The 22,969-nt window shown below is 63.8% G+C and carries 22 protein-coding genes and 1 tRNA gene; 16 read left to right on the top strand and 7 right to left on the bottom strand.

The annotated features are described in order from the left end of the window. Positions 1-68 precede the first annotated feature (68 nt). From QTI24_RS19480 to QTI24_RS19450, 7 genes are all read left to right on the top strand, one after another. Positions 69-2,450: a DNA translocase FtsK gene (locus tag QTI24_RS19480; protein ID WP_286602705.1), complete on the top strand. Its 2,382-nt coding sequence runs from the start codon at positions 69-71 to the stop codon at positions 2,448-2,450. Between the two features lie 40 nt (positions 2,451-2,490). Continuing rightward, entirely contained in the window at positions 2,491-3,123 is a 633-nt protein-coding gene (lolA, locus tag QTI24_RS19475) for an outer membrane lipoprotein periplasmic chaperone LolA (protein WP_503011286.1), read from the top strand. A gap of 73 nt (positions 3,124-3,196) precedes the next feature. Further along, positions 3,197-4,495, top strand: a complete 1,299-nt coding sequence (locus tag QTI24_RS19470) for a replication-associated recombination protein A (RefSeq protein ID WP_286602703.1) — start codon at positions 3,197-3,199, stop codon at positions 4,493-4,495. 214 nt (positions 4,496-4,709) lie between these two features. Then, the gene (locus tag QTI24_RS19465) at positions 4,710-5,639 is read left to right on the top strand and encodes a branched-chain amino acid ABC transporter permease (RefSeq protein WP_286602701.1); all 930 of its coding nucleotides are present in this window, start codon (positions 4,710-4,712) and stop codon (positions 5,637-5,639) included. Between the two features lie 10 nt (positions 5,640-5,649). Beyond that, positions 5,650-6,831 carry a branched-chain amino acid ABC transporter permease gene (locus QTI24_RS19460; protein ID WP_286602699.1) on the top strand — a complete coding sequence of 394 codons (1,182 nt, stop codon included), beginning with the start codon at positions 5,650-5,652 and terminating at the stop codon, positions 6,829-6,831. A 17-nt stretch (positions 6,832-6,848) separates the two neighbouring features. Then, positions 6,849-7,619 carry an ABC transporter ATP-binding protein gene (locus QTI24_RS19455; RefSeq protein WP_286602697.1) on the top strand — a complete coding sequence of 257 codons (771 nt, stop codon included), beginning with the start codon at positions 6,849-6,851 and terminating at the stop codon, positions 7,617-7,619. A 1-nt stretch (position 7,620) separates the two neighbouring features. Next, positions 7,621-8,337, top strand: a complete 717-nt coding sequence (locus tag QTI24_RS19450) for an ABC transporter ATP-binding protein (protein WP_286602696.1) — start codon at positions 7,621-7,623, stop codon at positions 8,335-8,337. A gap of 94 nt (positions 8,338-8,431) precedes the next feature. Here QTI24_RS19450 and QTI24_RS19445 read toward each other — a convergent pair whose 3' ends face one another. Together QTI24_RS19445 and QTI24_RS19440 are read right to left on the bottom strand one after the other, a co-directional pair. Next, a complete protein-coding gene (locus tag QTI24_RS19445; RefSeq protein ID WP_286602694.1) occupies positions 8,432-9,403 on the bottom strand; it encodes a Bug family tripartite tricarboxylate transporter substrate binding protein in 972 nt (323 codons plus the stop codon). A 65-nt stretch (positions 9,404-9,468) separates the two neighbouring features. Beyond that, entirely contained in the window at positions 9,469-10,533 is a 1,065-nt protein-coding gene (locus QTI24_RS19440; protein ID WP_286602692.1) for a CDP-6-deoxy-delta-3,4-glucoseen reductase, read from the bottom strand. Between the two features lie 38 nt (positions 10,534-10,571). Between QTI24_RS19440 and QTI24_RS19435 the strand changes: the two genes are divergently transcribed. Beyond that, positions 10,572-11,501: an NAD-dependent epimerase/dehydratase family protein gene (locus QTI24_RS19435; RefSeq protein WP_286602690.1), complete on the top strand. Its 930-nt coding sequence runs from the start codon at positions 10,572-10,574 to the stop codon at positions 11,499-11,501. 23 nt (positions 11,502-11,524) lie between these two features. Here QTI24_RS19435 and QTI24_RS19430 read toward each other — a convergent pair whose 3' ends face one another. Together QTI24_RS19430 and QTI24_RS19425 are read right to left on the bottom strand one after the other, a co-directional pair. Next, positions 11,525-12,145, bottom strand: coding sequence for a GAF domain-containing protein (locus tag QTI24_RS19430; protein WP_286602688.1), 621 nt, complete (start codon positions 12,143-12,145; stop codon positions 11,525-11,527). A gap of 79 nt (positions 12,146-12,224) precedes the next feature. After that, a tRNA-Leu gene (locus tag QTI24_RS19425) sits at positions 12,225-12,309 on the bottom strand. A gap of 40 nt (positions 12,310-12,349) precedes the next feature. On the opposite strand from QTI24_RS19425, the gene cysM reads away from it, so the two are divergent. From cysM to QTI24_RS19405, 4 genes are read left to right on the top strand one after another with little or no spacing between them, the layout of a single operon-like run. Next, positions 12,350-13,252 (top strand): cysteine synthase CysM, encoded by a 903-nt coding sequence (gene cysM, locus QTI24_RS19420; protein WP_286602686.1) that lies wholly within the window; start codon positions 12,350-12,352, stop codon positions 13,250-13,252. Positions 13,253-13,257: 5 nt separating this feature from the next. Further along, positions 13,258-13,812 (top strand): NUDIX hydrolase, encoded by a 555-nt coding sequence (locus QTI24_RS19415; protein ID WP_286602684.1) that lies wholly within the window; start codon positions 13,258-13,260, stop codon positions 13,810-13,812. Positions 13,813-13,837: 25 nt separating this feature from the next. Then, entirely contained in the window at positions 13,838-14,065 is a 228-nt protein-coding gene (locus QTI24_RS19410; RefSeq protein WP_286602683.1) for a sulfurtransferase TusA family protein, read from the top strand. Between the two features lie 13 nt (positions 14,066-14,078). Then, positions 14,079-15,185, top strand: coding sequence for an SGNH/GDSL hydrolase family protein (locus QTI24_RS19405; RefSeq protein ID WP_286602682.1), 1,107 nt, complete (start codon positions 14,079-14,081; stop codon positions 15,183-15,185). Here the strand turns inward: QTI24_RS19405 and galU are convergent. Continuing rightward, entirely contained in the window at positions 15,166-16,056 is an 891-nt protein-coding gene (galU, locus tag QTI24_RS19400; protein WP_286602680.1) for a UTP--glucose-1-phosphate uridylyltransferase GalU, read from the bottom strand. The genes QTI24_RS19405 and galU overlap by 20 nt on opposite strands. Positions 16,057-16,149: 93 nt before the next feature. Then, positions 16,150-19,020, bottom strand: coding sequence for a valine--tRNA ligase (locus QTI24_RS19395; RefSeq protein WP_286602679.1), 2,871 nt, complete (start codon positions 19,018-19,020; stop codon positions 16,150-16,152). A 130-nt stretch (positions 19,021-19,150) separates the two neighbouring features. Between QTI24_RS19395 and yaaA the strand changes: the two genes are divergently transcribed. From yaaA to queF, 4 genes are read left to right on the top strand one after another with little or no spacing between them, the layout of a single operon-like run. Further along, positions 19,151-19,960: a peroxide stress protein YaaA gene (yaaA, locus tag QTI24_RS19390; protein WP_286602677.1), complete on the top strand. Its 810-nt coding sequence runs from the start codon at positions 19,151-19,153 to the stop codon at positions 19,958-19,960. A 2-nt stretch (positions 19,961-19,962) separates the two neighbouring features. After that, positions 19,963-20,805 (top strand): 2OG-Fe(II) oxygenase, encoded by an 843-nt coding sequence (locus QTI24_RS19385; protein WP_286602959.1) that lies wholly within the window; start codon positions 19,963-19,965, stop codon positions 20,803-20,805. 25 nt (positions 20,806-20,830) lie between these two features. Continuing rightward, entirely contained in the window at positions 20,831-21,733 is a 903-nt protein-coding gene (locus QTI24_RS19380; protein ID WP_286602676.1) for an alpha/beta fold hydrolase, read from the top strand. Further along, on the top strand, positions 21,720-22,577 hold the full coding sequence (gene queF, locus QTI24_RS19375; protein ID WP_286602675.1) for an NADPH-dependent 7-cyano-7-deazaguanine reductase QueF: 858 nt from the start codon (positions 21,720-21,722) through the stop codon (positions 22,575-22,577). The genes QTI24_RS19380 and queF overlap by 14 nt, the downstream gene beginning before the upstream one ends. Before the next feature lie 199 nt (positions 22,578-22,776). On the opposite strand, the gene QTI24_RS19370 is transcribed toward queF, so the two are convergent. Further along, positions 22,777-22,969 (bottom strand): hypothetical protein (locus QTI24_RS19370; RefSeq protein WP_286602674.1); only part of this gene is annotated, 193 nt, incomplete at its 5' end.

The raw sequence follows: 22,969 nt of genomic DNA, 5'->3' as shown, positions 1-22,969 counted from the left end.
GCGATGTTTCTCGTTGTAGTTTCTCTGGACCACCGGCCCGATGCTGCGGACCGGTGGTTGTGCCGTTCATGACCTATTCGCTCAACACCCTTCAATCTTCGTCGAACGAAGCGCAACCGGTGCGTCTTCGCGCCATGCGCTTTGCGCACGAGATCACCCTGATTGCCGGCTTCGTCGCCCTTTTGTTCTGGCTGCTCTCGATGCTGAGCTTCACGCCCTCCGATGCCGCCTGGTCGACGTCAGGGACGGGCGGAGAGGTCAAGAACTGGGGCGGCCGCATCGGCGCCTGGCTGGCGGACGCGAGCTACTTTCTGGCCGGCTATTCGGTCTGGTGGTGTCTTGCGGCCGGACTGCGTGTCTGGCTGTCGTCGCTCGCCGGATGGATGCGCGGAGGCGAAGCAAGCTCGGCCGAGCAGCCCGCCCGCGGCCCGTTCAATCGCAGCCGGCTGGCCTTCTGGTTTGGCTTGATCCTCCTTCTGTGCGCCAGCGCGATGCTCGAATGGTCGCGACTCTATCGCCTTGAGTTTCGCCTGCCGGGGCATGGCGGCGGAATACTCGGCTATCTGGTCGGGCCCGCGAGCGTGAAGTGGATGGGCTTCACCGGATCGGCATTGATCGCCATTGCGGCCGGCGTGATCGGGTCGGCGCTTGTGTTCCGCTTTTCGTGGGGCCAGATCGCCGAGCGCATCGGTTCGCGTCTGTATTCGCTGTTCGAGTCCCGGCGCGAGAAGCGCGAGATTGCACAGGACATCGCCATGGGCAAGCGGGCCGTGCGCGAACGCGAGGAACTGGCATCCACCGACGAGGGACCCGAACTCGATGCGCCGGACGAGGAACTCCGCGTTATTCCGCGCGCTAAGCGCCGGGCGCCTTCTCCGCCGGTGCAGATCGAACCCGCCCTGGCCGAAGTGCCGCGCAGCGATCGGGTAGCCAAAGAACGCCAGAAGCCGCTGTTCCGCGAACTGCCCGACAGCAAGCTGCCGCAGGTCGACTTGCTCGATGCGGCGCAGGCGCGGCAAGAAACCGTCTCGGCCGACACGCTGGAGATGACGTCCCGCCTGATCGAGAAGAAGTTGAAGGATTTTGGCGTCGAGGTGCGCGTCGTGCTCGCTTCGCCCGGCCCCGTCATCACGCGCTACGAGATCGAGCCGGCCACCGGCGTGAAGGGTTCGCAGATCGTCAACCTCGCGAAGGACTTGGCGCGCTCGCTGTCGCTGGTGTCGATCCGCGTGGTCGAGACGATTCCCGGCAAGAACTTCATGGCGCTCGAACTCCCGAATGCCAAGCGGCAGTCGATCAAGCTCAGCGAAATTCTCGGCTCGCAGGTCTACAACGAAGGCAAGTCGATGCTCACGATGGGCCTCGGCAAGGACATCGTCGGCAATCCGGTGGTGGCAGATCTGGCCAAGATGCCGCACGTGCTGGTGGCGGGCACGACCGGTTCGGGCAAGTCGGTCGGTATCAACGCGATGATCCTGAGCCTGCTGTACAAGGCCGAGGCGCGCGATGTTCGCTTGCTGATGATCGACCCGAAGATGCTCGAAATGTCGGTCTACGAGGGCATTCCTCACCTGCTGGCGCCGGTGGTGACGGACATGCGGCAGGCGGCCCACGGCCTCAACTGGTGTGTGGCCGAGATGGAACGCCGCTACAAGCTCATGAGCAAGCTGGGTGTGCGCAATCTGGCGGGTTACAACACCAAGATCGACGAGGCGAAGGCGCGCGAGGAGTTCATTTACAACCCCTTCAGCCTGACGCCCGACAGCCCCGAGCCGCTCGCGCGGGAGCCGCACATCGTCGTGGTGATCGATGAACTCGCCGACCTGATGATGGTCGTCGGCAAGAAGATCGAAGAACTGATCGCCCGCCTGGCGCAAAAGGCGCGCGCGGCCGGCATACACCTGATCCTGGCGACCCAGCGTCCGAGCGTGGACGTGATCACCGGCCTCATCAAGGCCAACATCCCGACTCGCATCGCCTTCCAGGTGTCGAGCAAGATCGACTCACGAACCATCCTCGACCAGATGGGGGCCGAGGCGCTGCTGGGCATGGGGGACATGCTCTACATGCCGAGCGGCACCGGCCTGCCGGTCCGCGTGCACGGCGCATTCGTGAGCGACGAGGAAGTGCATCGGGTCGTGGCCTACCTCAAGTCGCAAGGGGAACCGGACTACATCGAAGGGGTGCTCGAAGGCGGTACTGTCGACGGTGACGGCGACCTGCTCGGCGAAGGCAGCGGCGATGGCGGTGAAAAGGACCCCATGTACGACCAGGCGGTCGAGGTGGTGCTCAAGAACCGCAAGGCCAGTATTTCGCTCGTGCAGCGTCATCTGAAGATTGGCTACAACCGCGCCGCGCGCCTGGTCGAAGACATGGAGAACGCCGGCCTGGTCAGCGCGATGAGCGGCAGCGGCCAGCGCGAGATCCTGGTACCCGCGCGGACCGAATGATCGGGCCTGGCCACATCGGCCTCGGAGAATTGCGATGGTGATGAAGAAACTGATCGTAGGTGGCTTGCTTGCCTTGGGGATGGCGGTCGTCTGGGCCGGTGGAATGGAGAGCCTCGAAGCGTTCGTCAAATCAGTGAAGTCGGGCCGCGCCGAATTCACGCAGACCGTGACTTCGCCGCCCAAGGACGGACAGACCTCGCGCGCCAAGGTGTCGACGGGCACCTTCGAATTCCAGCGGCCTGGGAAATTCAGGTTCGACTACAAGAAGCCCTTTGTCCAGACCATCGTTGCGGATGGCGAGACCCTGTGGCTCTACGACGCCGACCTGAACCAGGTCACGCAACGCAAGCAGGCACATGCACTCGGTTCGACGCCGGCAGCGCTGATCGCCGCGGCTCCGGATCTGCGGGCGTTGCAGGCCGACTTCACGCTGGATGCCGCTCCTGAGCGTGATGGTCTGCAGTGGGTCAAGGCGACCCCCAAGACCAAGGATGGGCAGTTGCAGAGCGTGCAGATCGGCTTTCAAGGCGAGGCGCTGGCATCGCTTGAAATCCTGGACAGCTTCGGGCAACGCTCGGTGCTGAAGTTCAGCAACGTAGAGGTCAATCCCGCTCTCCCCGGCAGCACCTTCGTGTTCAAGACACCCGCCGGCGCTGACGTGGTCCGGCAATGAGGAAGCGTCGAATCGCCTGACCCCGGGCATGTCCGCGGCAACTTAGGATGCGGGGCGAAACTATCCGCTTCCGATGGCTACCTCCACTCACCAACCCCTTGCCGAACGCCTGCGACCCAAGAACCTGGGCGAGGTCATCGGCCAACAACATTTGCTGGGCCCTGGCATGCCGTTGCGCATTGCCTTCGAGTCGGGTCAGCCGCACTCGTGCATCCTCTGGGGCCCACCCGGCGTGGGCAAGACCACCATTGCGCGCCTCATGGCCGATGCGTTCGATGCGCAGTTCCTGAGCATCAGTGCGGTGCTCGGCGGCGTGAAGGACATTCGGGATGCGGTCGATCGCGCCACCGCGGCGCGTGACGGGCTCGAGCAGCGCCGCACCATCGTCTTCGTCGACGAGGTTCATCGGTTCAACAAGAGTCAGCAGGACGCGTTCCTGCCGCACGTGGAGTCCGGCCTCTTCACCTTCATCGGCGCGACCACCGAAAACCCTTCATTCGAGGTGAACTCGGCGCTGCTGTCCCGGGCGGCGGTCTATGTGCTGCAGCCTCTCGGCGAAGAAGATCTCAAGCAGATCGTGGTGCGCGCGCAGGACATCCAGGCGGTTCCAGCCATCGAGGTGAAAGCCATCGACCGTCTCGTGGCCTATGCCGACGGCGACGCCAGGCGACTCCTCAATACCCTTGAAACGCTGGCTGTCGCCGCCCGCGCGGAGAAGCTCGACCACATCGCGGACGAGTGGCTATTGCGTGTTCTCGGCGAGCGCATGCGGCGCTATGACAAGGGCGGCGAGCAGTTCTACGACACGATCTCCGCGCTGCACAAATCGGTGCGCGGCAGCGATCCGGATGCCTCCCTCTACTGGTTCGTGCGCATGCTCGATGGTGGCGCCGATCCGCGGTACATGGCGCGCCGGCTGGTGCGCATGGCCAGCGAGGACATCGGCTTGGCCGACCCGCGCGCGCTGCGCCTTGCGCTCGATGCCACCGAGGTCTACGAGCGGCTCGGCTCCCCCGAAGGCGAACTGGCCTTGGCCGAATGCGTGGTCTATCTCGCCATGGCGCCGAAGTCGAACGCGGTCTACAAGGCTTACAACGAGGTCCGGGCCTTCATCAAGTCGGACGGTACGCGCCCGGTGCCGATGCATCTGCGCAATGCGCCGACCAAGCTCATGAAGCAACTGGACTACGGGAAAGGCTACCGCTACGCCCATGACGAGGAGGGCGGTTTCGCGGCGGGCGAGACCTACATGCCCGAAGGCCTCAACCCGCCGGCGTTCTACCGACCCGTGGAGCGCGGCCTCGAGATCCGCATTGCGGAAAAGCTGCGCGAATTGCGAAAACGAAACCACGGAGTCTCCGGCGAGTACTAGCCGTTTTCCACGCCTGCCTTCCCTCGCACGCCAGCGGGAAAACCCCGCCGCAAACGCACCAGATTGGCGACCGGGCGTGACTACAATCCCGCCCACAAACCCGCCGTCGTCACATGCTGGCGGGTTTTTTGCTAAGTGAAACCATGGCGTCAATCCGGTACGCCGGGTCGAGGCACCCCTCAAGGGTGCTGCCACAAATTAGGGAACTCTCGATATGGACATCTTGCTGCAGCAGATCATCAACGGTCTGGTTCTGGGCAGCATGTACGCCTTGATAGCCTTGGGCTATACCATGGTGTACGGCATCATCAATCTCATCAATTTCGCACACGGTGAAGTGCTCATGGTCGGAGCACTCACCAGTTGGACCATCATCGGACTCATGCAGGAGTCAATGCCGGGCACGCCCGGCTGGATCATTCTGATCATTGCCTTGCTCATCGCCTGCGTGGTCGCCGCGACGCTGAACTTCGTCATCGAGAAGGTGGCCTACCGGCCGCTGCGCAACAGCCCCAAGCTGGCGCCGCTGATCACCGCGATCGGCATGTCGATCCTGCTCCAGACGCTCGCAATGATCATCTGGAAGCCCACCAACAAGGCCTATCCCAATCTGCTGCCGACGACCCCCATCCACGTGGGCGGCGCCGTGATTTCGCCGACGCAGGTCATGATCCTGAGCGTTACCGCCATCTGCCTGGCCATCCTGACCTGGCTGGTCAACTACACGAAGCTGGGCCGTGCGATGCGCGCCACCGCCGAGAACCCGCGGGTTGCCGCGCTGATGGGCATCCGGCCCGACATGGTCATTTCAGCCACCTTCATCATTGGCGCTGTGCTCGCCGCGGTGGCGGGTGTCATGTACGCCTCCAACTACGGCATCGCGCAACATGCGATGGGCTTCATACCCGGCCTCAAGGCCTTCACTGCCGCGGTGTTCGGCGGCATCGGCAACCTCGCCGGCGCGGTGGTCGGCGGCATCCTGCTGGGGCTGATCGAAGCCATCGGCTCGGGCTACATCGGCGCGCTCACGGGCGATGTGCTCGGCAGCCACTACAGCGACATCTTCGCGTTCATCGTTCTGATCATCATGCTGACGCTGCGGCCCTCGGGTCTGCTCGGCGAGCGTGTGGCGGACCGGGCTTGAGGAGCGCACCATGAAGAACAGCAAGAACATCGTCTTCTTCCTGCTTGCGGCGGTCGGCCTGCTGGTCCTGCCGTTGCTGCTGCAAAGCCAGGGCAACGCCTGGGTTCGCATCGCGGACATCGCGTTGCTCTACGTGATGCTGGCGCTCGGCCTGAACATCGTGGTGGGCTATGCGGGCCTGCTCGATCTGGGGTACGTCGCCTTCTTTGCCATCGGCGCCTATCTGTACGCGCTGCTGGGGTCGCCTCACCTGACCGACACCTTCCCTGCCGTCAAGGCCATGTTCCCGAACGGGCTGCACAGTTCGCTGCTGCTGGTGATTCCTGCGGCACTCGGACTGGCAGCGCTGTTCGGCGCATTGCTGGGTGCGCCCACGCTCAAGTTGCGCGGCGACTACCTGGCCATCGTGACGCTCGGCTTCGGCGAAATCATCCGTGTGTTCCTGAACAACCTGGACCACCCGATCAACCTCACCAATGGACCGAAGGGCATCACCGCCATCGACCCGATCCATTTCTGGGGCCTGAACCTGGGCAAGCCCTTGAAGTTCGACGGCTTCACCATTTCCTCGGTGACGCTGTACTACTACCTGTTCCTGGCGCTGGTGATCTTCACCATCATCATTTCGCATCGCCTGCAGGTGTCGCGCATCGGTCGCGCCTGGATGGCGATCCGCGAAGACGAGATTGCGGCCAAGGCCATGGGCATCAACACCCGCAATATGAAGCTGCTGGCCTTCGCCATGGGCGCGAGCTTCGGCGGCGTGTCCGGTGCGATGTTTGCGTCGTTTCAGGGCTTCGTGTCTCCCGAATCCTTCAGCCTGATGGAGTCGGTGATGATCGTGGCGATGGTGGTGCTGGGCGGCATCGGCCACTTGCCCGGAGTGATTCTCGGCGCGGTTCTTCTGGCTGCGCTTCCCGAGGTGCTGCGCTATGTGGCAGGGCCTTTGCAGGCCATGACCGACGGTCGCCTGGACGCCTCGATCCTGCGGCAATTGTTCATTGCACTGGCGATGATCATCATCATGCTGGTGCGTCCGCGAGGCCTCTGGCCTTCGCCGGAGCATGGCAAGTCGTTGGCGCGCAAGGGGACTGCTCCTGCATCCGGCATGCCGGCGGCAGCGCCGGGCATCGAGGTTCCGGCCGATGAAGTGCCGGGTGCCGCGTCGCGTCCCATGTCGATCAATCCGTGAGCGAGGAGAGCACGACAATGACTGAAACCATCCTCAACGTTCACGGCATCTCCAAGCGCTTTGGCGGCCTGCAGGCGCTGTCCGATGTCGGCATCAAGATCCAGCGCGGCCAGGTCTACGGACTGATCGGCCCCAACGGCGCCGGCAAGACCACCTTCTTCAACGTCATCACGGGCCTCTACACGCCCGACAGCGGCACGTTCGAACTGGCCGGCAAGCCCTATCAACCCACGGCGGTGCACGAGGTCGCCAAGGCCGGCATCGCGCGCACGTTCCAGAACATCCGCCTCTTCTCGGAAATGACGGCGCTCGAGAACGTGATGGTCGGGCGCCACATCCGCACGCATTCGGGCGTGTTCGGCGCCATCTTTCGCACCGGCGGCTTCAAGGCCGAGGAGGCGGCGATCGCCGACCGCGCGCATCAGTTGCTCGACTACGTAGGGATCGGCAAGTTTGCCGACTACAAGGCACGCACGTTGAGCTACGGCGATCAGCGCCGTCTCGAAATCGCACGCGCGCTGGCGACCGATCCACAGCTCATTGCGCTCGACGAGCCCGCGGCCGGCATGAACGCCACCGAAAAAGTGCTCCTGCGCGAGCTGATCGACCGCATTCGCAAGGACGATCGCACCATCCTGTTGATCGAGCACGACGTGAAGCTCGTGATGGGCCTGTGCGATCGCGTGACGGTGCTGGACTATGGCAAGCAGATCGCGGAGGGAACGCCTGCCGACGTGCAGAGAAACGAAAAGGTGATCGAGGCCTACCTCGGCACGGGAGGACACTGAGATGGCACAAACTCTTTTGAAAGTCAGCGGCCTGAAGGTGGCCTACGGCGGTATCCAGGCCGTGAAGGGTGTGGACTTCGAGGTGCACGAAGGCGAACTCGTGTCGCTGATCGGCTCCAATGGCGCGGGCAAGACCACGACGATGAAGGCCATCACCGGCACTCAGCCTTTCCTGGGCGGAGATATCGAGTTTCTCGGTAAGAGCATCAAGGGCCGCGGAGCCTGGGATCTGGTCGGCGAAGGCCTGGTGATGGTGCCCGAAGGCCGCGGCGTCTTCACGCGCATGACCATCACCGAGAACCTGCAGATCGGCGCCTTCATCCGCAAGGACAAGGCCGAGATCGCGAAGGACATGGAACGGGTTTTCGCGACCTTCCCGCGCCTGAAGGAGCGCGCGACCCAGCTCGCCGGCACCATGTCCGGCGGCGAGCAGCAGATGCTTGCGATGGGCCGGGCATTGATGGCGCGCCCCAAGGTGCTGTTGCTCGACGAGCCTTCGATGGGCCTGTCGCCGATCATGGTCGACAAGATCTTCGAGGTGGTGAAGCAGGTCTACGACCAGGGAGTCACCGTGCTTCTGGTCGAACAGAACGCCAGCCGCGCGCTGCAACTTGCCGATCGCGGCTACGTGATGGAGTCAGGCCTGATCACCATGAGCGGCGACGCCAAGGTCATGCTGAGCGACCCCAAAGTGAGAGCCGCGTACCTCGGAGAGTAGTCAGTCCAGGAATACCGCGGAACCGGCTCCCGCCGGGCCGCAGGTATTGCGCCCTGAAAGGGGGGCGGCTACGCGCAGCGAGCTAGCCTGGGCGTCAATCCACCTTCGCGCCAGTGGCCTTGACGACTTTCTCGTACTTGGAGAGTTCGGTCGTCATGAACGCGCCGAACTGCTCGGGCGAACTGGCGACCGGTTCAGCCAGCAGCGACGCGAATCGCGTCTTGGTTTCCGGCGCGTTGAGCGCGGCGACGAAGGCGTGATTGAGCTTGGCGACCACGTCGGACGGCGTGCCGGCCGGTGCCACGAGACCCCACCACGTATCGATAGAGAAGCCTTTGAGCGTGGCCGCGACCGTCGGCACATCAGGCAGCGTGCTGCTGCGCGCCGCGGTGGTCACCGCGATGGCTTTGAGCTTGCCTGAGCGGATGTTGGGCGCCGCGGTGGCGAGGTTGTCGAAGTTGAAGTCGACCTGCCCCGACAGCAGCGCGAGCTGCGCGGGGTTGCCGCCGTTGTAGGGGATGTGGACCGCGAAGATCCCCGCTTCCTTCTTGAATAGCTCGCCCGCGAGGTGTCCAGCGCTGCCGTTGCCGCCGCTGCCGTAGTTGAGCTTGGCCGGATTGGCCTTGGCGTAGGCGATGAGATCGGGCAGCGAATTGATCTTCAGGCGTTGTGCAGTTTCGGCGTTCATCACCAGCACGTTGGGCACGCGCACCATCTGCGTGATTGGCGCGAAGTCCGTGGCCGCATTGAAAGGCATCTTGGCGTAGAGCCAGGGATTGACCGCGTTTGTCGCCGTCGCGGCGATGCCGATCGTGAGGCCGTCCGGTGCCGCTTTCGCCACTGCGTCCGCGCCGATGTTGCCGCCGGCACCTGGCTTGTTGTCGATGATGACCGTACCCAGCGAGTCTTTCACGCGCTCGGCCAGAACGCGCGCCGTGACGTCGATCGGACCGCCGGCGGCGTACGGAACCACGAGACGGATGGGGCGCTGCTGGGCAAGCGCTGGGGCGGCGAGAAGGACCGTAGCGGTGGAGACGAGGCTGAGGAGGAAATGTCTGGCTTTCATGTTTCCAATTGTGCTTCGTGCGGCCCGGGTCGCGCCGATGGCTATCCCTGAGCTTGAGCGCGATGTCAGGGCAAGGCTTTGTCCGCTTCCGTCGTGAAGGCATCGGCGAAGAATTCATCCTCGGGCAGGCCGCGCTCCGCGACGTAGTCCCGCTTGGCGGAATCGACCACGATCGGCGCGCCGCAGGCGTATACCTGATAGCCGGACAGATCGCTGAAATCCTCCATCACCGCGCGGTGAACGAAGCCGGTGCGGCCCCGCCAATTGTCCTCTGGCACCGCATTCGAAACCACGGGCACGTAGCGCAGGTTCGGCATCACCGCGAGTTGCGCACGGACCCAGTCGTCCATGTAGAGGTCCTCGGGTCGCCGGCCGCCCCAGTACATGGTCGCCGGCCGTTCGATGCCCTTGAGCTTCATGTGCTCGAGCAGGGCCTTGATCGGCGCGAAGCCCGTGCCGGACGCCAGCAAGACCAGCGGCTTGTCGGATTCCTCACGCAGGAAGAAGCTGCCGTAGGGGCCTTCGATGCGGAGGATTTCCTTTTCCTTCATCGCACCGAAGACGTGGTCCGTGAACTTGCCGTCGGGCAGATGTCGAATGTGCAGTTCGATGCCCGTGCCAGGCTCCAGCAGCGTGTGTGGCGCATTGGCCATGGAGTAGCTTCGGCGCGTCCCGTCGCGAAGGATGAACTCGATGTACTGGCCGGCATGGAACTGCAGCGGTTCGCCCGCCGGGAGTTGCAGGCGCAGCATCACGACGTCGTGCGACTGTCGTGTGAGTGCGAGCACGCGGACCGGCATCTTTCGGATCGGGAATGCCCCGGCTTCGGTCACCTGGCGCGATTCCAGCACCACGTCGCTCTCTGCCCGCGCGCAGCAGGTCAAGACGAAACCGGCCAGCTCTTCCTCGTTGCTCAGGGCCTTGCTCTGGTGCAGGCCCAGCGTCACGGTGCCCGACAGCTTCTTGCATTTGCACGAACCACAGGCGCCGTCCTTGCAGCCATAGGGAAGGCCGATGCCCTGGCGAATGCCGGCCGCGAGAATGGTTTCGTCCGCGTGTGCGGTGAAATGGCGCCCGCTGGGCTCGACGGTAATGTGAAAGCCCGCTTCGCTCGGCGCTGCGCTGGTCATGGTTATTCTTCGAATCTGCTTCAAAAGGGAGATGGATTTTGCCCTCAATCAACAGCCCTCTCGGCGCGAGGCCCTCGCGCTTCCGCCGCGAGCGCGTGCTCATCGTCGGTTGCGGCGACGTGGGGCTGCGGGCCGTCAGCCTTCTGCGGGGCCGTATGCGGTTGATGGCGCTGACGTCTTCGCCAGCGCGCGCGCCGCTGTTGCGACAGGCGGGCGTCACGCCGATCATTGCGAATCTCGACGCGCCGACAACGCTCAGGCGTCTTTCAGGGCTCGCGACCCGCGTGCTGCACCTCGCGCCGCCCGCTCGCGTCGAAGGTGCGCAGTGGTGGCGTGATGCGCGGACTCTGGCCCTGGCGCGTGTGCTGCGCTTGCGCTCGCTGCCTTCCACATTCGTCTATGGCTCGACCAGTGGCGTCTATGGCGACTGCGGAGGGGCGCGGATCAGCGAAACGCGTGCCGTGCGGCCCGATACGCCCCGGGCACACCGTCGCGTCGATGCCGAGCGCACCGTTCGCTGGCTCGGCCGGGCGGGCGTATCGGCCCGCATCCTGCGTATTCCCGGCATCTACGCGCCCGACCGCGACGGGGGCACACCGCGCGAACGGCTTAAGAAGGGCACACCGGTGCTGCGCTCGGAGGATGACGTCTATACGAATCACATTCACGCCGACGACCTCGCGCGTGCGTGTGTGGCGGCGTTGTGGCGCGGCGGCCCGCAGCGCGTTTTTCACGCAAGCGACGACAGCGAACTCAAGATGGGCGACTACGTTGATCTCGCCGCCCGTCTGTACGGTTTTCCGAGGCCGCCACGCATCGCGCGCGCGGAGGCGCAGGCACAGCTTCCACTGTCGCTATTGAGCTTCATGGGCGAATCGCGGCGCCTCGACAACACGCGGCTCAAGCGCGAGTTGCGCGTGCACCTGCGCCATCCGACGGTGGAGACGGGTCTTCGGTCCGGCTCCTGATCGGCCGCGTCCGAGGGCTTGAATCAGCGCTGGCGGGCTGATCCGTCCTGCGGCTGGAGTGACCAGTCGGCCATGGCCTTTTCTGCATCGCGTGCGCGACGCGCGTTGATTTTCTTGGCCGTGAGCTGGGCGGACATTTCCAGCTTCTTGAGGTCGCGCTGCGTCAATTGCTCATTGGGTGCGAAGCTGAAGCAGCACAGCGTGCCATAGACTCGACCGTCATTGAGGATGATGGGGGTGCTCAGATGGGCGCCCAGCGGAAAGTCCGTCGGCGGCAGTTCCCTGAACGTCGGAAGCGCAGCCACATCGCGGACCAGGCGCGGCAGGCGCCCGTCGATGACGCGCTGGCAAAAAGATTCTTCCAGCGGCGAGGACTGGCCCGGCTCGATGACCCGGGACTCCGGGCTCGTATCGACGCGCCGGAAAACGCGCCGTCCGTCGACGAACTCGGAGACAAACACCACGTCCATCCTCAGATGCTCACGTAGCAGGCGCAAGACCTCGGAGACCGACTCGTCGATGAGTGCGTCGCTGCCCTCGGGGGTGGCGACCAGCAGTTCGGAAACCTTGACTTCGAACGCGTCCGGCGCGTAATCGGGATCATGAAAAACCATCGGACGATTGTAGATTTGCGCGCGATTCAAGTGCCGCGCCGCGCCGTCGAGCCGGCATGCGACTCGCCCTTTGCGCGAAATACTTCCTGGAGTCACGGCATGAGAACCGTGGTGCCCGGGGCCGGAATCGAACCGGCACGCCTTGCGGCGGGGGATTTTGAGTCCCCTGCGTCTACCAATTTCACCACCCGGGCACGGAAGGAAGGCAGCCCAAAATTATGGCACAGTGGCTCCATGCAATACCCGACAATTGAAGACGCGATCGGCAAGACGCCCCTGGTTGCGTTGCAACGCATCGATGCGGATGCCAATGCGAAGCGCGGCAACGTGATTCTTGGCAAGCTCGAAGGCAACAACCCCGCTGGCTCGGTCAAGGACCGGCCGGCCCTCTCCATGATCAAGCGCGCCGAAGAGCGCGGCGAGATCAAGCCCGGCGATACCTTGATCGAGGCAACCTCCGGCAACACAGGCATTGCACTCGCCATGGCTGCAGCCATCAAGGGCTACCGCATGGTCCTCATCATGCCGGAGGACCTCTCCGTCGAGCGCGCGCAGACCATGAAGGCTTTCGGCGCCGAACTGGTGCTCACGCCCAAGAGCGGCGGCATGGAATACGCCCGCGATCTGGCCGAGCAGATGGTGCAGCAGGGCAAGGGGAGGGTGCTGGACCAGTTTGCCAACCCCGACAACCCCCGCATCCACTACGAGACCACCGGCCCGGAGATCTGGGCCGACACGCGGGGCCGGATCACGCATTTCGTGAGCGCCATGGGCACGACCGGGACCATCACGGGCGTTTCGCGCTTCCTCAAGGAAAAGAATCCCTCGGTGCGCATCGTCGGCGCGCAGCCGGACGAAGGCTCGCGCATACCGGGCATTCGCAAATGGCCGGAGGAATACCTGCCCAAGATCTACGACCCCAGCCGGGTCGATCAGGTCGTGAACGTGAGCCAGGACAACGCCGAGGAAATGTGCCGCAGGCTGGCCCGCGAGGAAGGCATCTTCGGCGGCATTTCCGCTGCGGGCGCGTTGTGGGTTGCGCTGGAGATCGCGAAGACCGTCGAGAACGCGACCATCGTGTTCGTGGTGTGCGACCGCGGCGACCGATACCTGTCGACCGGCGTGTTCCCCGCCTGACTGCCATGAGCGATCACAAGTTCTGCCCGGCTTGCGCAACACCGCTCGCGCACATCCAACTGCAGGAAGACGGCGGCCCGAAGTCGCGCCTGCGCTGCCCCTCCTGCGGCTGGACCCATTGGAACAATCCGACGCCCGTGCTGGCTGCGATCATCGAATACCGTGGCCAGGTGCTTCTGGCGCGCAACGCCGCATGGCCGCACAAGATGTACGCCTTGATCACCGGCTTCATGGAGGCGGGCGAAACGCCGCAGGAAGGCATCGCGCGTGAAATCAAGGAAGAAACGAATCTCGATGCGAGCGCGTTGAACCTCGTTGGCGTCTACGACTTCCAGCGCATGAACCAAGTGATCATCGCCTACCATGCGGTCGCCGATGGCGAGGTGCGGCTCTCGCCCGAACTGGTCGACTACCGGCTCTACGACCTCGAAGCGCTCCGGTGCTGGCCGGCTGGAACCGGCTACGCTTTGGCCGACTGGCTGCGTACGCGCGGCCACGAGCCTCGATTCATGGAGTGGCCGCGTCCGGCCGCGCCCATGCCCGATGCGGCAGCCACCTAGAATTCGGCCGCCGGAGGAACTCGCCATGCACATCCACAAAGAAATCGACACCCGCGGACTCAATTGTCCGTTGCCCATCCTGAAGGCCAAGAAGTCGCTCAACGAGATGCAAAGCGGTGAACTGCTGAAGGTGGTGTCCACCGACGCAGGCTCGGTGCGCGACTTCCAGGCGTTCGCGCGCCAGACGGGCAACGATCTCGTCGAACAGCAGACCATCGGTACAGATTTCATTCACGTTCTGCGGCGCCGTTAAGTGGCCCGCCGCCATGAAGCGACGCAATCGCATCGCTGCCTGCGCCCTCGTGCTGAGCGTGCTCGCTGCGGTTCTGACTCTGACGATGTGGAGCGACGGAATGGGTTCGGCCCCTAAAAATCCAAATCCGCCCTCGGCTTCCATCCCTCTTGCAGTGCTGGGGGATTCCAACAGCCAGGCCTACCAGGACTACAAGTGGTTCCCCGCCACTTCGAACGAACGCGGCGGCCCCTTGCGCGCACGCACCTTTCAATGGACGGAGGTGCTGGCCCGCCTGAGAGGGCATGAACTGGATCTGGGCCCTTGGGTTCGCTGGGGGCGGCCCGGTGTTGTGGCACGTGCGCGCGAATGGATCGGCTTGAGCGGCGGTCGAGCCCCCGAGAAAGAGGATTACCTCTACAACTTCGCGAATTCCGGTGCTGCGTGCACGAACCTCATGGGCGGCCGTTTTCGCCAGGGTCCACGTCTTGTCGACCTGATGAACGAGGATCCGGAGCGCTGGACGCGCGGGGTGGTGGTGATTCGAATCGGGATCAACAGTTGGTCCGGTCTGCTGGATCTCCAGGCTGCCGATCCCATGGCCCCGGAGTTGCCCGCCACCATCGCCTATTGCGCGGGCGAGATTCGCAAAGCCGTGGAGATGATCCATGCCTCGCACCCATCGACGCGCATCCTGCTGATCGGCATCCCCAACGAAGCAGACGATCCGGCCAATTTCGAGCGTTGGCGCTCTGCTGGGGACACGACCAACATCAGGATCGCACTGGACAACTTCAATTCGGCGATTCGCGACATTGCCGCAGGCAATCCGCACGTGGCCTTCTTCGACGATTTCGCGTGGTTCGAGAGTCGGTGGGGCACTCGCGACGCGTCAGGCAAGCCTTCCGACAAGACTTTTGCATTCGGGCCACTTCGCATCACGAACACTGCCGGAGACGAGCCCAGCAATCTCCTGCTCGGAGATCACCATGTCGGGGTGGTCGCGAACGCCTTGTGGGCCCAGACGCTGGTGGCCTACCTGAAGGAGGCCTTCGGCCTGCCGCTCACGCCCGTCAGCGACGAAGAACTGCTTCGCTTCCTCGATCCGCTGGTCAGCCCGCCTACAGTTCCAGGCTCTTGAGGTAGTCGCGGAACTGGCCGCCGACTTCGGGGTGGGCCAGCGCGAGTTCGACGGTGGCCTGCAGGAATCCTTCCTTGCTGCCGCAGTCGTAGCGAATGCCCTTGTACGAATAGGCGTAGACCGATTCCTTCTTCATCAGCGCGGCGATGCCGTCGGTCAGCTGGATTTCGCCGCCGGCGCCCTTGGGCTGATTGCGGATCTCACTGAACACACCGGGCGTGAGGATGTAGCGGCCCGCAACGCCGAGGCGTGAGGGCGCATCCTCCGGCTTCGGCTTCTCGACCATGCGATTGACCTTGACCAGTCCCTCCTCGATCGTGTCGCCGGCCACGATGCCGTAGCGCTTGACGTGCTCCAGTGGCACTTCCTGTACCGCCAGCACCGAACTGCGCAGCTTGTCGAAGGCGCGCGTCATTTGCGCAAGGATCGGCTCGCCGCCGTCCGGGCCGACCATCAAGTCGTCGGCCAGCAGGACCGCAAAAGGTTCGTCGCCGACGAGATGCTCCGCGCACAGCACGGCGTGTCCCAGTCCCAGCATGCGAGGCTGCCGTACATAGGAGCAGGTCATGTCGTCGGGCATGACCGAGCGGGCGATATCGAGTAGTTCGCGCTTGCCACTGGCTTCGAGCTGCGATTCGAGTTCGTAGGCCGTGTCGTAGTGGTCCTCGATCGCGCGCTTGTTGCGCCCGGTCACAAAGATCATGTCGCGGATGCCGGCGGCATAGGCTTCCTCGACCGCGTACTGGATCAGCGGCTTGTCCACCACCGGGAGCATTTCCTTGGGCTGCGCCTTGGTGGCAGGGAGGAAACGGGTGCCAAAGCCGGCTACGGGAAACACGGCCTTGCGAATGCGCGTCGGGGAGGTGGACATGGGTTTTTCGTCAGATCAGGGGAGGTGAATCGAAGAAGGGCGGCGTTGCGAACGCCGCACCCGAATACTAAAGGCCGCTGTGTTCGTCGTATGTCAGCCGAGGCGCACAAGCTGGTCCCGAAGCCGCTCGACAGTGGCGCTGAAATCCGCCAGCCGCTTGCGTTCCTGTTCGATCACCGCCGGCGGCGCCTTGGCAACGAAGGCTTCGTTGCCAAGCTTGCCATTGACCTTGACGATCTCGCCCTCGACGCGCGCGAGTTCCTTTCCGATGCGGACCTTTTCGGCGGCCTTGTCGATTTCCATGTGCAGGCAGACGCGGACATCGCCCACCACGGCCACCGGCGCCGCCTCGGCGGCGGCGGACCATGCGGCCTCATCGTCGAAGACCTTCACTTCCTTGAGCTTGGCCAGTGCCTGGAGCACGGGCGCCGCGTCACGCAGGAACGCGCTGCTTGCTGCGTCGTCTGCGACCGCGTAGAGCGGCAGGCGCGTGGCCGGCGAGACGTTCATCTCGCCGCGCAGCGTTCGGCAGGCGTCCACCAGCGACTTGAGCCTTGCGACGTGGGCCTCGGCGGCCTCGTCGATCTTCTCTGGCTGGCTCTGGGGGTAGGCCGCGACCATGACCGACGCGCCCTCGCGGCCGGCGACCGGCGCCACCTTCTGCCAGAGCTCTTCAGTGATGAAGGGAATGACCGGGTGCGCCAGGCGCAGCAGGGTTTCGAGCGTGCGGATCAGCGTGCGGCGTGTGGCGCGCTTCTGCGCGTCGTCGCCCTGCTGGATCTGGACTTTTGCAATCTCGAGGTACCAGTCGCAGAACTCGTCCCAGGCGAACTGGTAGATGGCGTTGGCGACGTTGTCGAGGCGATATTCCTCGAAGCCTTTCGTCACCTCGGCCTCGACGCGCTGAAGCTGCGAGACGATCCAGCGGTCGGCCTGGCTGAACTTCAGGTAGCCGTGGGCCGGCCCGCCGACGGCGCATTCTTCCTTCGTGTGCTCCCGGAGGCCACAGTCCTGGCCTTCGCAGTTCATCAGAACGAATCGGGTGGCGTTCCACAGCTTGTTGCAGAAGTTGCGGTAGCCCTCACAGCGCTTGGGGTCGAAGTTGATGCTGCGGCCCAGCGATGCGAGCGATGCGAAGGTGAAGCGCAGTGCGTCTGCACCAAAGGCGGGAATCCCTTCCGGGAACTCCTTCTGCGTGTTCTTGCGCACGGCAGGCGCGGTCTCGGGACGGCGCAGGCCCTGGGTGCGCTTGTCGAGCAGTTCGGGCAGTGCGATGCCGTCGATGAGGTCGACCGGGTCGAGCACGTTGCCCTCGGACTTGCTCATCTTTTTGCCGTGCGAATCGCGCACCAGGCCATGGATGTAGACGTGCTTGAACGGCACCTTCCCGGTGAAATGCTTGGTCATCATGATCATCCGGGCGACCCAGAAGAAGATGATGTCGTAGCCAGTGACCAGCACGCTGGAAGGCAGATACAGGTCGAGGTCCTGCGTCTTATCGGGCCAGCCCAGCGAGGAGAAGGGCACCAGCGCCGACGAATACCAGGTGTCGAGCACGTCCTCGTCGCGCTTGAGCGTCTTGCCCGGTGCCTGGGCCTGTGCCTCGGCTTCGCTCTGCGCGACGTAGACCTTGCCGTCCTCGTCGTACCAGGCGGGAATCTGGTGGCCCCACCACAGCTGGCGGGAGATGGTCCAGTCCTGAATGTTCTCCATCCAGTGGTTGTAGGTGTTGACCCAGTTCTCGGGGACGAAGCTCACTTCGCCCGAGCGAACCGCTTCGATGGCCTTCTGCGCGATCGACTGACCGTTGACATCCGGCTTGGTCATGGCGACGAACCACTGGTCGGTCAGCATGGGCTCGACCACGGCGCCGGTGCGCGCGCAGCGCGGCACCATCAGCTTGTGCTTCTTGGTTTCGATCAGCAGGCCCAGGACCTCGAGGTCGGCGACCACTGCCTTGCGTGCAACGAATCGGTCGAGGCCGCGGTACTTTTCGGGCGCGTTGTCGTTGATGGCGGCGTCGAGCGTCAGCACGCCGATGATCTGAAGGCCGTGGCGAAGGCCCACGGCATAGTCGTTGTGGTCGTGCGCCGGCGTGACTTTGACCACGCCCGTGCCGAACTCCTTGTCGACGTAGTCGTCGGCGATCACGGGGATCAGCCGGTCGACCAGCGGCAGCCGGACGCGGTGGCCGATCAGGTGCTTGTAGCGTTCGTCTTCGGGATGGACCATCACCGCCACGTCGCCGAGCATCGTCTCGGGGCGGGTGGTTGCCACGGTGAGCGAGCCGGAACCGTCTTCCAGCGGATAAGCGATGTGCCAGAGGAAGCCGTCTTCCTCCTCGCTTTCGACTTCGAGGTCGCTGACCGCAGTCTTGAGAACCGGGTCCCAGTTCACCAGGCGCTTGCCACGGTAGATCAGGCCCTCTTCATAAAGCTGCACGAAGGTCTGGGTGACGACCTTCGAGAGCTTGTCGTCCATCGTGAAGTACTCGCGACTCCAGTCGACCGTGTCGCCCATGCGGCGCATCTGGTTCGTGATGGTGTCGCCCGACTTTTCCTTCCACTCCCAGACCCGCGCGACGAAGTTCTTGCGGCCCAGGTCGTAGCGGCTGACCTTCTGTTCCTGCAGCTGGCGCTCCACGACGATCTGCGTCGCGATGCCCGCATGATCGGTGCCCGGCAGCCAGAGCGTGTTGTCGCCGGCCATGCGGTGGTAGCGCGTCAGGCTGTCCATGATGGTCTGGTTGAACGCGTGCCCCATGTGTAGCGTGCCGGTGACGTTCGGTGGCGGCAGCTGGATCGCGAAGGAGGGCGCGCCGTTCTTGGGTATCTGTGTGCCGCGGAAGCCCGCAGCCGAATAGCCGCGCCGCTCCCATTCGGGCCCCCAGTGCGCCTCGATGGCAACGGGTTCGAAGGATTTGGAAAGGCTCTCGAGGCCGGGTTGGGGCAAGGTGTCGCTCATGGCGGTACAAAGACGAACGGCATCCCGCAGGATGCCGCTTGTGGGGTGGAGGTGGAGACGATTTTATTCGACTGCAGAGCGCTTCGCCCGGTTTGCCAGCGCGAGAGCCCTTGCCGCAGATAATTCGGCGATGCTTTTTCTGCTTTCCCCTGCCAAATCACTTGACTACGAGACCGCGGTGCCCGATGCGGTGCCGGCCACGCAGCCCCATTTCGAGGGCTCCAGGAGCCCCGCGGCCGAACTCATCAAGATCCTGCGTGACAAGTCGCCTCAGCAGATCGCCGAACTCATGCACCTGTCGGACAAGCTCTCGGCACTCAATGTGGCGCGTTACGCTGCCTGGACCTCCAAAGGCACCGAGAAGAATGCCAAGCAGGCCGCACTGGCCTTCGATGGCGACGTCTATGGCGGTCTCGAGGCAAAGACGCTCACCAAGGCGCAACTGGCCTGGGCGCAGGACCACATCTGCATATTGAGCGGGCTGTATGGCGTGTTGCGTCCGCTCGACCTCTTGCAGCCCTACCGGCTGGAGATGGGCACGCAACTCGCCAACCGCCATGGCAAGGACCTTTATGCCTTCTGGGGGCCGCGGATTGCGGAGCACCTCAATGAACGGCTGGCTGCCGATCGCACGCCGGTGGTCGTCAATCTGGCCTCGCAGGAATACTTCAAGTCGGTCGACCAGTCGGTGCTCAAGGCCCGCGTAGTGGAATGCGTATTCCAGGAATGGAAGGGCGCCACCGGTGCCAAGGGCGATCATGGAGGCTACAAGATCGTGAGCTTCTTTGCCAAGCGCGCGCGCGGCCTGATGGCGCGCTGGGCGGTGCTGCACAAGGTCGTCACGCCGAAGGCACTGGAAAAATTCGACCTCGAGGGCTACGCATTCGATAGCGCTGCATCGGAGCCCGAGCGACTCGTATTTCGCAGGAGATCCGCATGAGCCTGAGTCAGGAAATCAGTCCCGAGTTGCGCGAATGGGTTGCTGCCCAACTCGCTGCCGGTCATTCCGTGCCGAACCTGCGGGCATCGATGCGCGCCGCCGGGTGGCACGACAACGTGGCAGACGTCGTCTTGGGCGAGATCGAGGCGCGTGCCGCCGGGATCGCTGCGGTTGCGGAGCCGCCGCGCAAGAACATGCCGGGGCCGGACTTGTCGGGTTCGCCTCTCTATATAGATGCCGGCGATCGCCGGGTCCAGGTGCTTCAGACGATGCGGCACCCGCGCGTCATCGTGTTCGGTGATCTTGTTTCCGACGACGAGTGCGAGGCACTGATCGCCGCTGCACGCCTGCGGCTTGCGCGCTCGCTCACGGTCGAGACGCAGACGGGCGGCGAGGCGCTCAACGTCGATCGGACCAGCGATGGCATGTTTTTCGAACGCGGCGAGAACGCGGTTGTCGCCCGGCTGGAGCAACGTATCGCAGCGCTTCTGCAATGGCCGCTCGAATTCGGCGAAGGGCTGCAGATCCTGCGCTATTCGCCGGGCGCGCAATACCGCCCGCACTTCGACTACTTCGATCCTGGCGAGCCCGGCACCCCGACCATCCTGCGTCGCGGCGGCCAGCGCGTCGCAACGCTGGTGATGTATCTGCAGGAACCTGAACAAGGCGGAGGCACCACCTTCCCTGACGTCGGGCTCGAAGTGGCGCCCAAGCGCGGGACCGGCGTCTTCTTCAGTTATGACCGGCCCGAACCGGCAACGCGCACCTTGCACGGCGGAGCACCTGTGCTTGCGGGGGAGAAGTGGGTCGCGACCAAGTGGCTTCGCGAGCGCGAGTTCATCTGAATCAACCCAGCATCCGGACATCCTTATGAAGATCACCGCCAATGGCATCCAGATCGAGGTCGAGGACAGGGGAGGTGAAGACCGACCGGTGGTCCTGCTCATCATGGGGCTCGGTATGCAACTGATCGCCTGGCCGGATGAGTTCGTGCAAGCGCTGGTCGACGCGGGATTTCGCGTGGTGTGCCACGACAATCGCGACATCGGTCTGAGCCAGAGCTTCGACGAGGCGGGGACCGGCAACCTGATCTGGCAGAGCGTGCGGCAGCGCATCGGTTTGCCGGTGCGTTCCGCCTACACCTTGCAAGACATGGCGGACGACGCGCTGGGTGTGCTGGACGCCCTGGGCGTCCGGCATGCCCACGTGGTCGGCGTCTCCATGGGCGGAATGATCGCCCAGCGGCTCGCCGCCAGCGCGCCGGAGCGGATGGCGAGTCTCGTCAGCATCATGAGTTCGAGCGGTGCGCGCAATCTTCCGGGGCCGCGGCCCGATGTGGCGGCCGCTCTCATTCGACGTCCACCCAGCAGGACGGAAGCGGCGCTCGTGGCGCACGGCCTGGGTTTCGTCCGCCTGATTTCCAGTCCGGCCTACCCACAGGACGATCATGTGGTGAGCGAACGTATCCGACGCGCACTGCGTCGTGCGTACCGCCCCGCCGGCGTCGTGCGCCAGATGTTGGCCATCGGCGCCGACAGCGGCCGCGCATCGATGTTGGGGCGAATTGCCAGCCCCGCGCTCGTGCTGCATGGCGATGCCGATCCACTGGTTCCCATGGCTTGCGGTCAGGACACGGCGCGGCGCATCCCTGGCGCTCGTTTTGTCGCAGTGCCGGGGATGGGCCACGACCTGCCGCCGCAGGTCGTGGACATCCTCTTGCAGCACATGGTTCCCTTCCTGCAGACAGTCGAAAGCGCACATGAGCCTCGATAACACCCCCGAACAGTCGCAACTGGGCCGTGAGTCGACGTATGCCGATCACTACGACGCCAGCCTGCTGTTCCCGATTCCGCGCTCGACGCAGCGCGAAGCCATCGGTATCGCCGGCCATGCATTGCCGTTCTTCGGCGCCGATCTCTGGACTGCTTTCGAGTTGAGCTGGCTCAATCCGCGCGGCAAGCCGCAATTGGTCATCGCGCATTTCACGATCCCGTGCGAGACGCCAAACATCGTCGAAAGCAAGTCTTTCAAGCTCTACCTCAATAGCTTCAACGGCACCGTGTTCACTGACGTCGAAGCCGTGCGAGAGCGTCTGAAGGCCGATCTGAGCGAAGCGGTTTGGCGTGGCAGTGATCGATCCGCCAGCATCGGCGTCAGGCTTGTCGCTCCAGGTGAGTTCGATCGCCAACCGGTGCACGAACTCGAGGGGTTGGACCTGGATCGCCTAGATATTGAGTGCACGCAGTATCAGCCGACGCCGGAACTCCTCTCGAGCGACGCGACGCAGGCGCCTGTGACGGAGACGCTGACGAGCCGCCTTCTCAAGAGCAATTGCCTTGTTACTGGGCAGCCCGATTGGGGCAGCGTCCAGATTCGCTACAGCGGGCCCGCGATAGATCAAGCTGGCTTGCTCGCATACATCGTGAGCTTTCGCAACCACAACGAGTTTCACGAGCCGTGTGCGGAACGCATGTTCACGGACATCTGGCGTCGCTGTCAGCCCACCAAGCTGGCCGTGTATGCGCGCTACACCCGCAGGGGCGGCTTGGACATCAACCCGTTTCGAACGAGCTGGCCTCAGCCGCTTCCTGCGAACACGCGTACGGCGCGGCAATGAGGGCTGCGCAGCCGTACGCGGAAATTTTTCGTAGGTAGTTGCCCGGGGCGTCAAAAGCAGGTCATAATCCAAGGCTCAGCAGAAAACGACTCGCTGAGTGGCTCCTGAAGAGGGGGTTGCGGGGAGTCGGAAGAGGTTGAGAAAAAGTCCTTCGGGCTTGACGGGATTGAAAAAATCGTGTCATAATCGAAGGCTCCGCTCAAAACGAAGCGCGCTGAAGTTTCTGAAAAGAAGTCAGGTGCAAATCGAAGCGAGAGGATGAAAAAAAGTTTGCCTGTTCTTCTAAAAACGTGGCATAATCGAAGGCTTCGCTGATCGCAGCGAGCAAGGCGCAAGACGGGAAGTGTTGAGCGCAGTTCGTTAAAAATATACAGCCGATAAGCGTGGGCGTT

It is taken from the genome of Variovorax sp. J22P240, assembly GCF_030316855.1.
Taxonomy (GTDB): domain Bacteria; phylum Pseudomonadota; class Gammaproteobacteria; order Burkholderiales; family Burkholderiaceae_C; genus Variovorax.
Note: the sequence above shows the minus strand (reverse complement) of the source record. Positions and strands in the feature narration are given on the sequence as shown.

What these genes read in the sequence shown, in the direction of transcription:
- QTI24_RS19480 (WP_286602705.1), top strand. Translation starts at nt 69, where the DNA reads ATGACCTATTCGCTCAACACCCTTCAATCTTCGTCGAACGAAGCGCAA.
- lolA (WP_503011286.1), top strand. Translation starts at nt 2,491, where the DNA reads ATGAAGAAACTGATCGTAGGTGGCTTGCTTGCCTTGGGGATGGCGGTC.
- QTI24_RS19470 (WP_286602703.1), top strand. Translation starts at nt 3,197, where the DNA reads ATGGCTACCTCCACTCACCAACCCCTTGCCGAACGCCTGCGACCCAAG.
- QTI24_RS19465 (WP_286602701.1), top strand. Translation starts at nt 4,710, where the DNA reads ATGGACATCTTGCTGCAGCAGATCATCAACGGTCTGGTTCTGGGCAGC.
- QTI24_RS19460 (WP_286602699.1), top strand. Translation starts at nt 5,650, where the DNA reads ATGAAGAACAGCAAGAACATCGTCTTCTTCCTGCTTGCGGCGGTCGGC.
- QTI24_RS19455 (WP_286602697.1), top strand. Translation starts at nt 6,849, where the DNA reads ATGACTGAAACCATCCTCAACGTTCACGGCATCTCCAAGCGCTTTGGC.
- QTI24_RS19450 (WP_286602696.1), top strand. Translation starts at nt 7,621, where the DNA reads ATGGCACAAACTCTTTTGAAAGTCAGCGGCCTGAAGGTGGCCTACGGC.
- QTI24_RS19445 (WP_286602694.1), bottom strand. Translation starts at nt 9,403, where the DNA reads ATGAAAGCCAGACATTTCCTCCTCAGCCTCGTCTCCACCGCTACGGTC.
- QTI24_RS19440 (WP_286602692.1), bottom strand. Translation starts at nt 10,533, where the DNA reads ATGACCAGCGCAGCGCCGAGCGAAGCGGGCTTTCACATTACCGTCGAG.
- cysM (WP_286602686.1), top strand. Translation starts at nt 12,350, where the DNA reads ATGCAATACCCGACAATTGAAGACGCGATCGGCAAGACGCCCCTGGTT.
- QTI24_RS19415 (WP_286602684.1), top strand. Translation starts at nt 13,258, where the DNA reads ATGAGCGATCACAAGTTCTGCCCGGCTTGCGCAACACCGCTCGCGCAC.
- QTI24_RS19410 (WP_286602683.1), top strand. Translation starts at nt 13,838, where the DNA reads ATGCACATCCACAAAGAAATCGACACCCGCGGACTCAATTGTCCGTTG.
- QTI24_RS19405 (WP_286602682.1), top strand. Translation starts at nt 14,079, where the DNA reads ATGAAGCGACGCAATCGCATCGCTGCCTGCGCCCTCGTGCTGAGCGTG.
- galU (WP_286602680.1), bottom strand. Translation starts at nt 16,056, where the DNA reads ATGTCCACCTCCCCGACGCGCATTCGCAAGGCCGTGTTTCCCGTAGCC.
- QTI24_RS19395 (WP_286602679.1), bottom strand. Translation starts at nt 19,020, where the DNA reads ATGAGCGACACCTTGCCCCAACCCGGCCTCGAGAGCCTTTCCAAATCC.
- yaaA (WP_286602677.1), top strand. Translation starts at nt 19,151, where the DNA reads ATGCTTTTTCTGCTTTCCCCTGCCAAATCACTTGACTACGAGACCGCG.
- QTI24_RS19380 (WP_286602676.1), top strand. Translation starts at nt 20,831, where the DNA reads ATGAAGATCACCGCCAATGGCATCCAGATCGAGGTCGAGGACAGGGGA.
- queF (WP_286602675.1), top strand. Translation starts at nt 21,720, where the DNA reads ATGAGCCTCGATAACACCCCCGAACAGTCGCAACTGGGCCGTGAGTCG.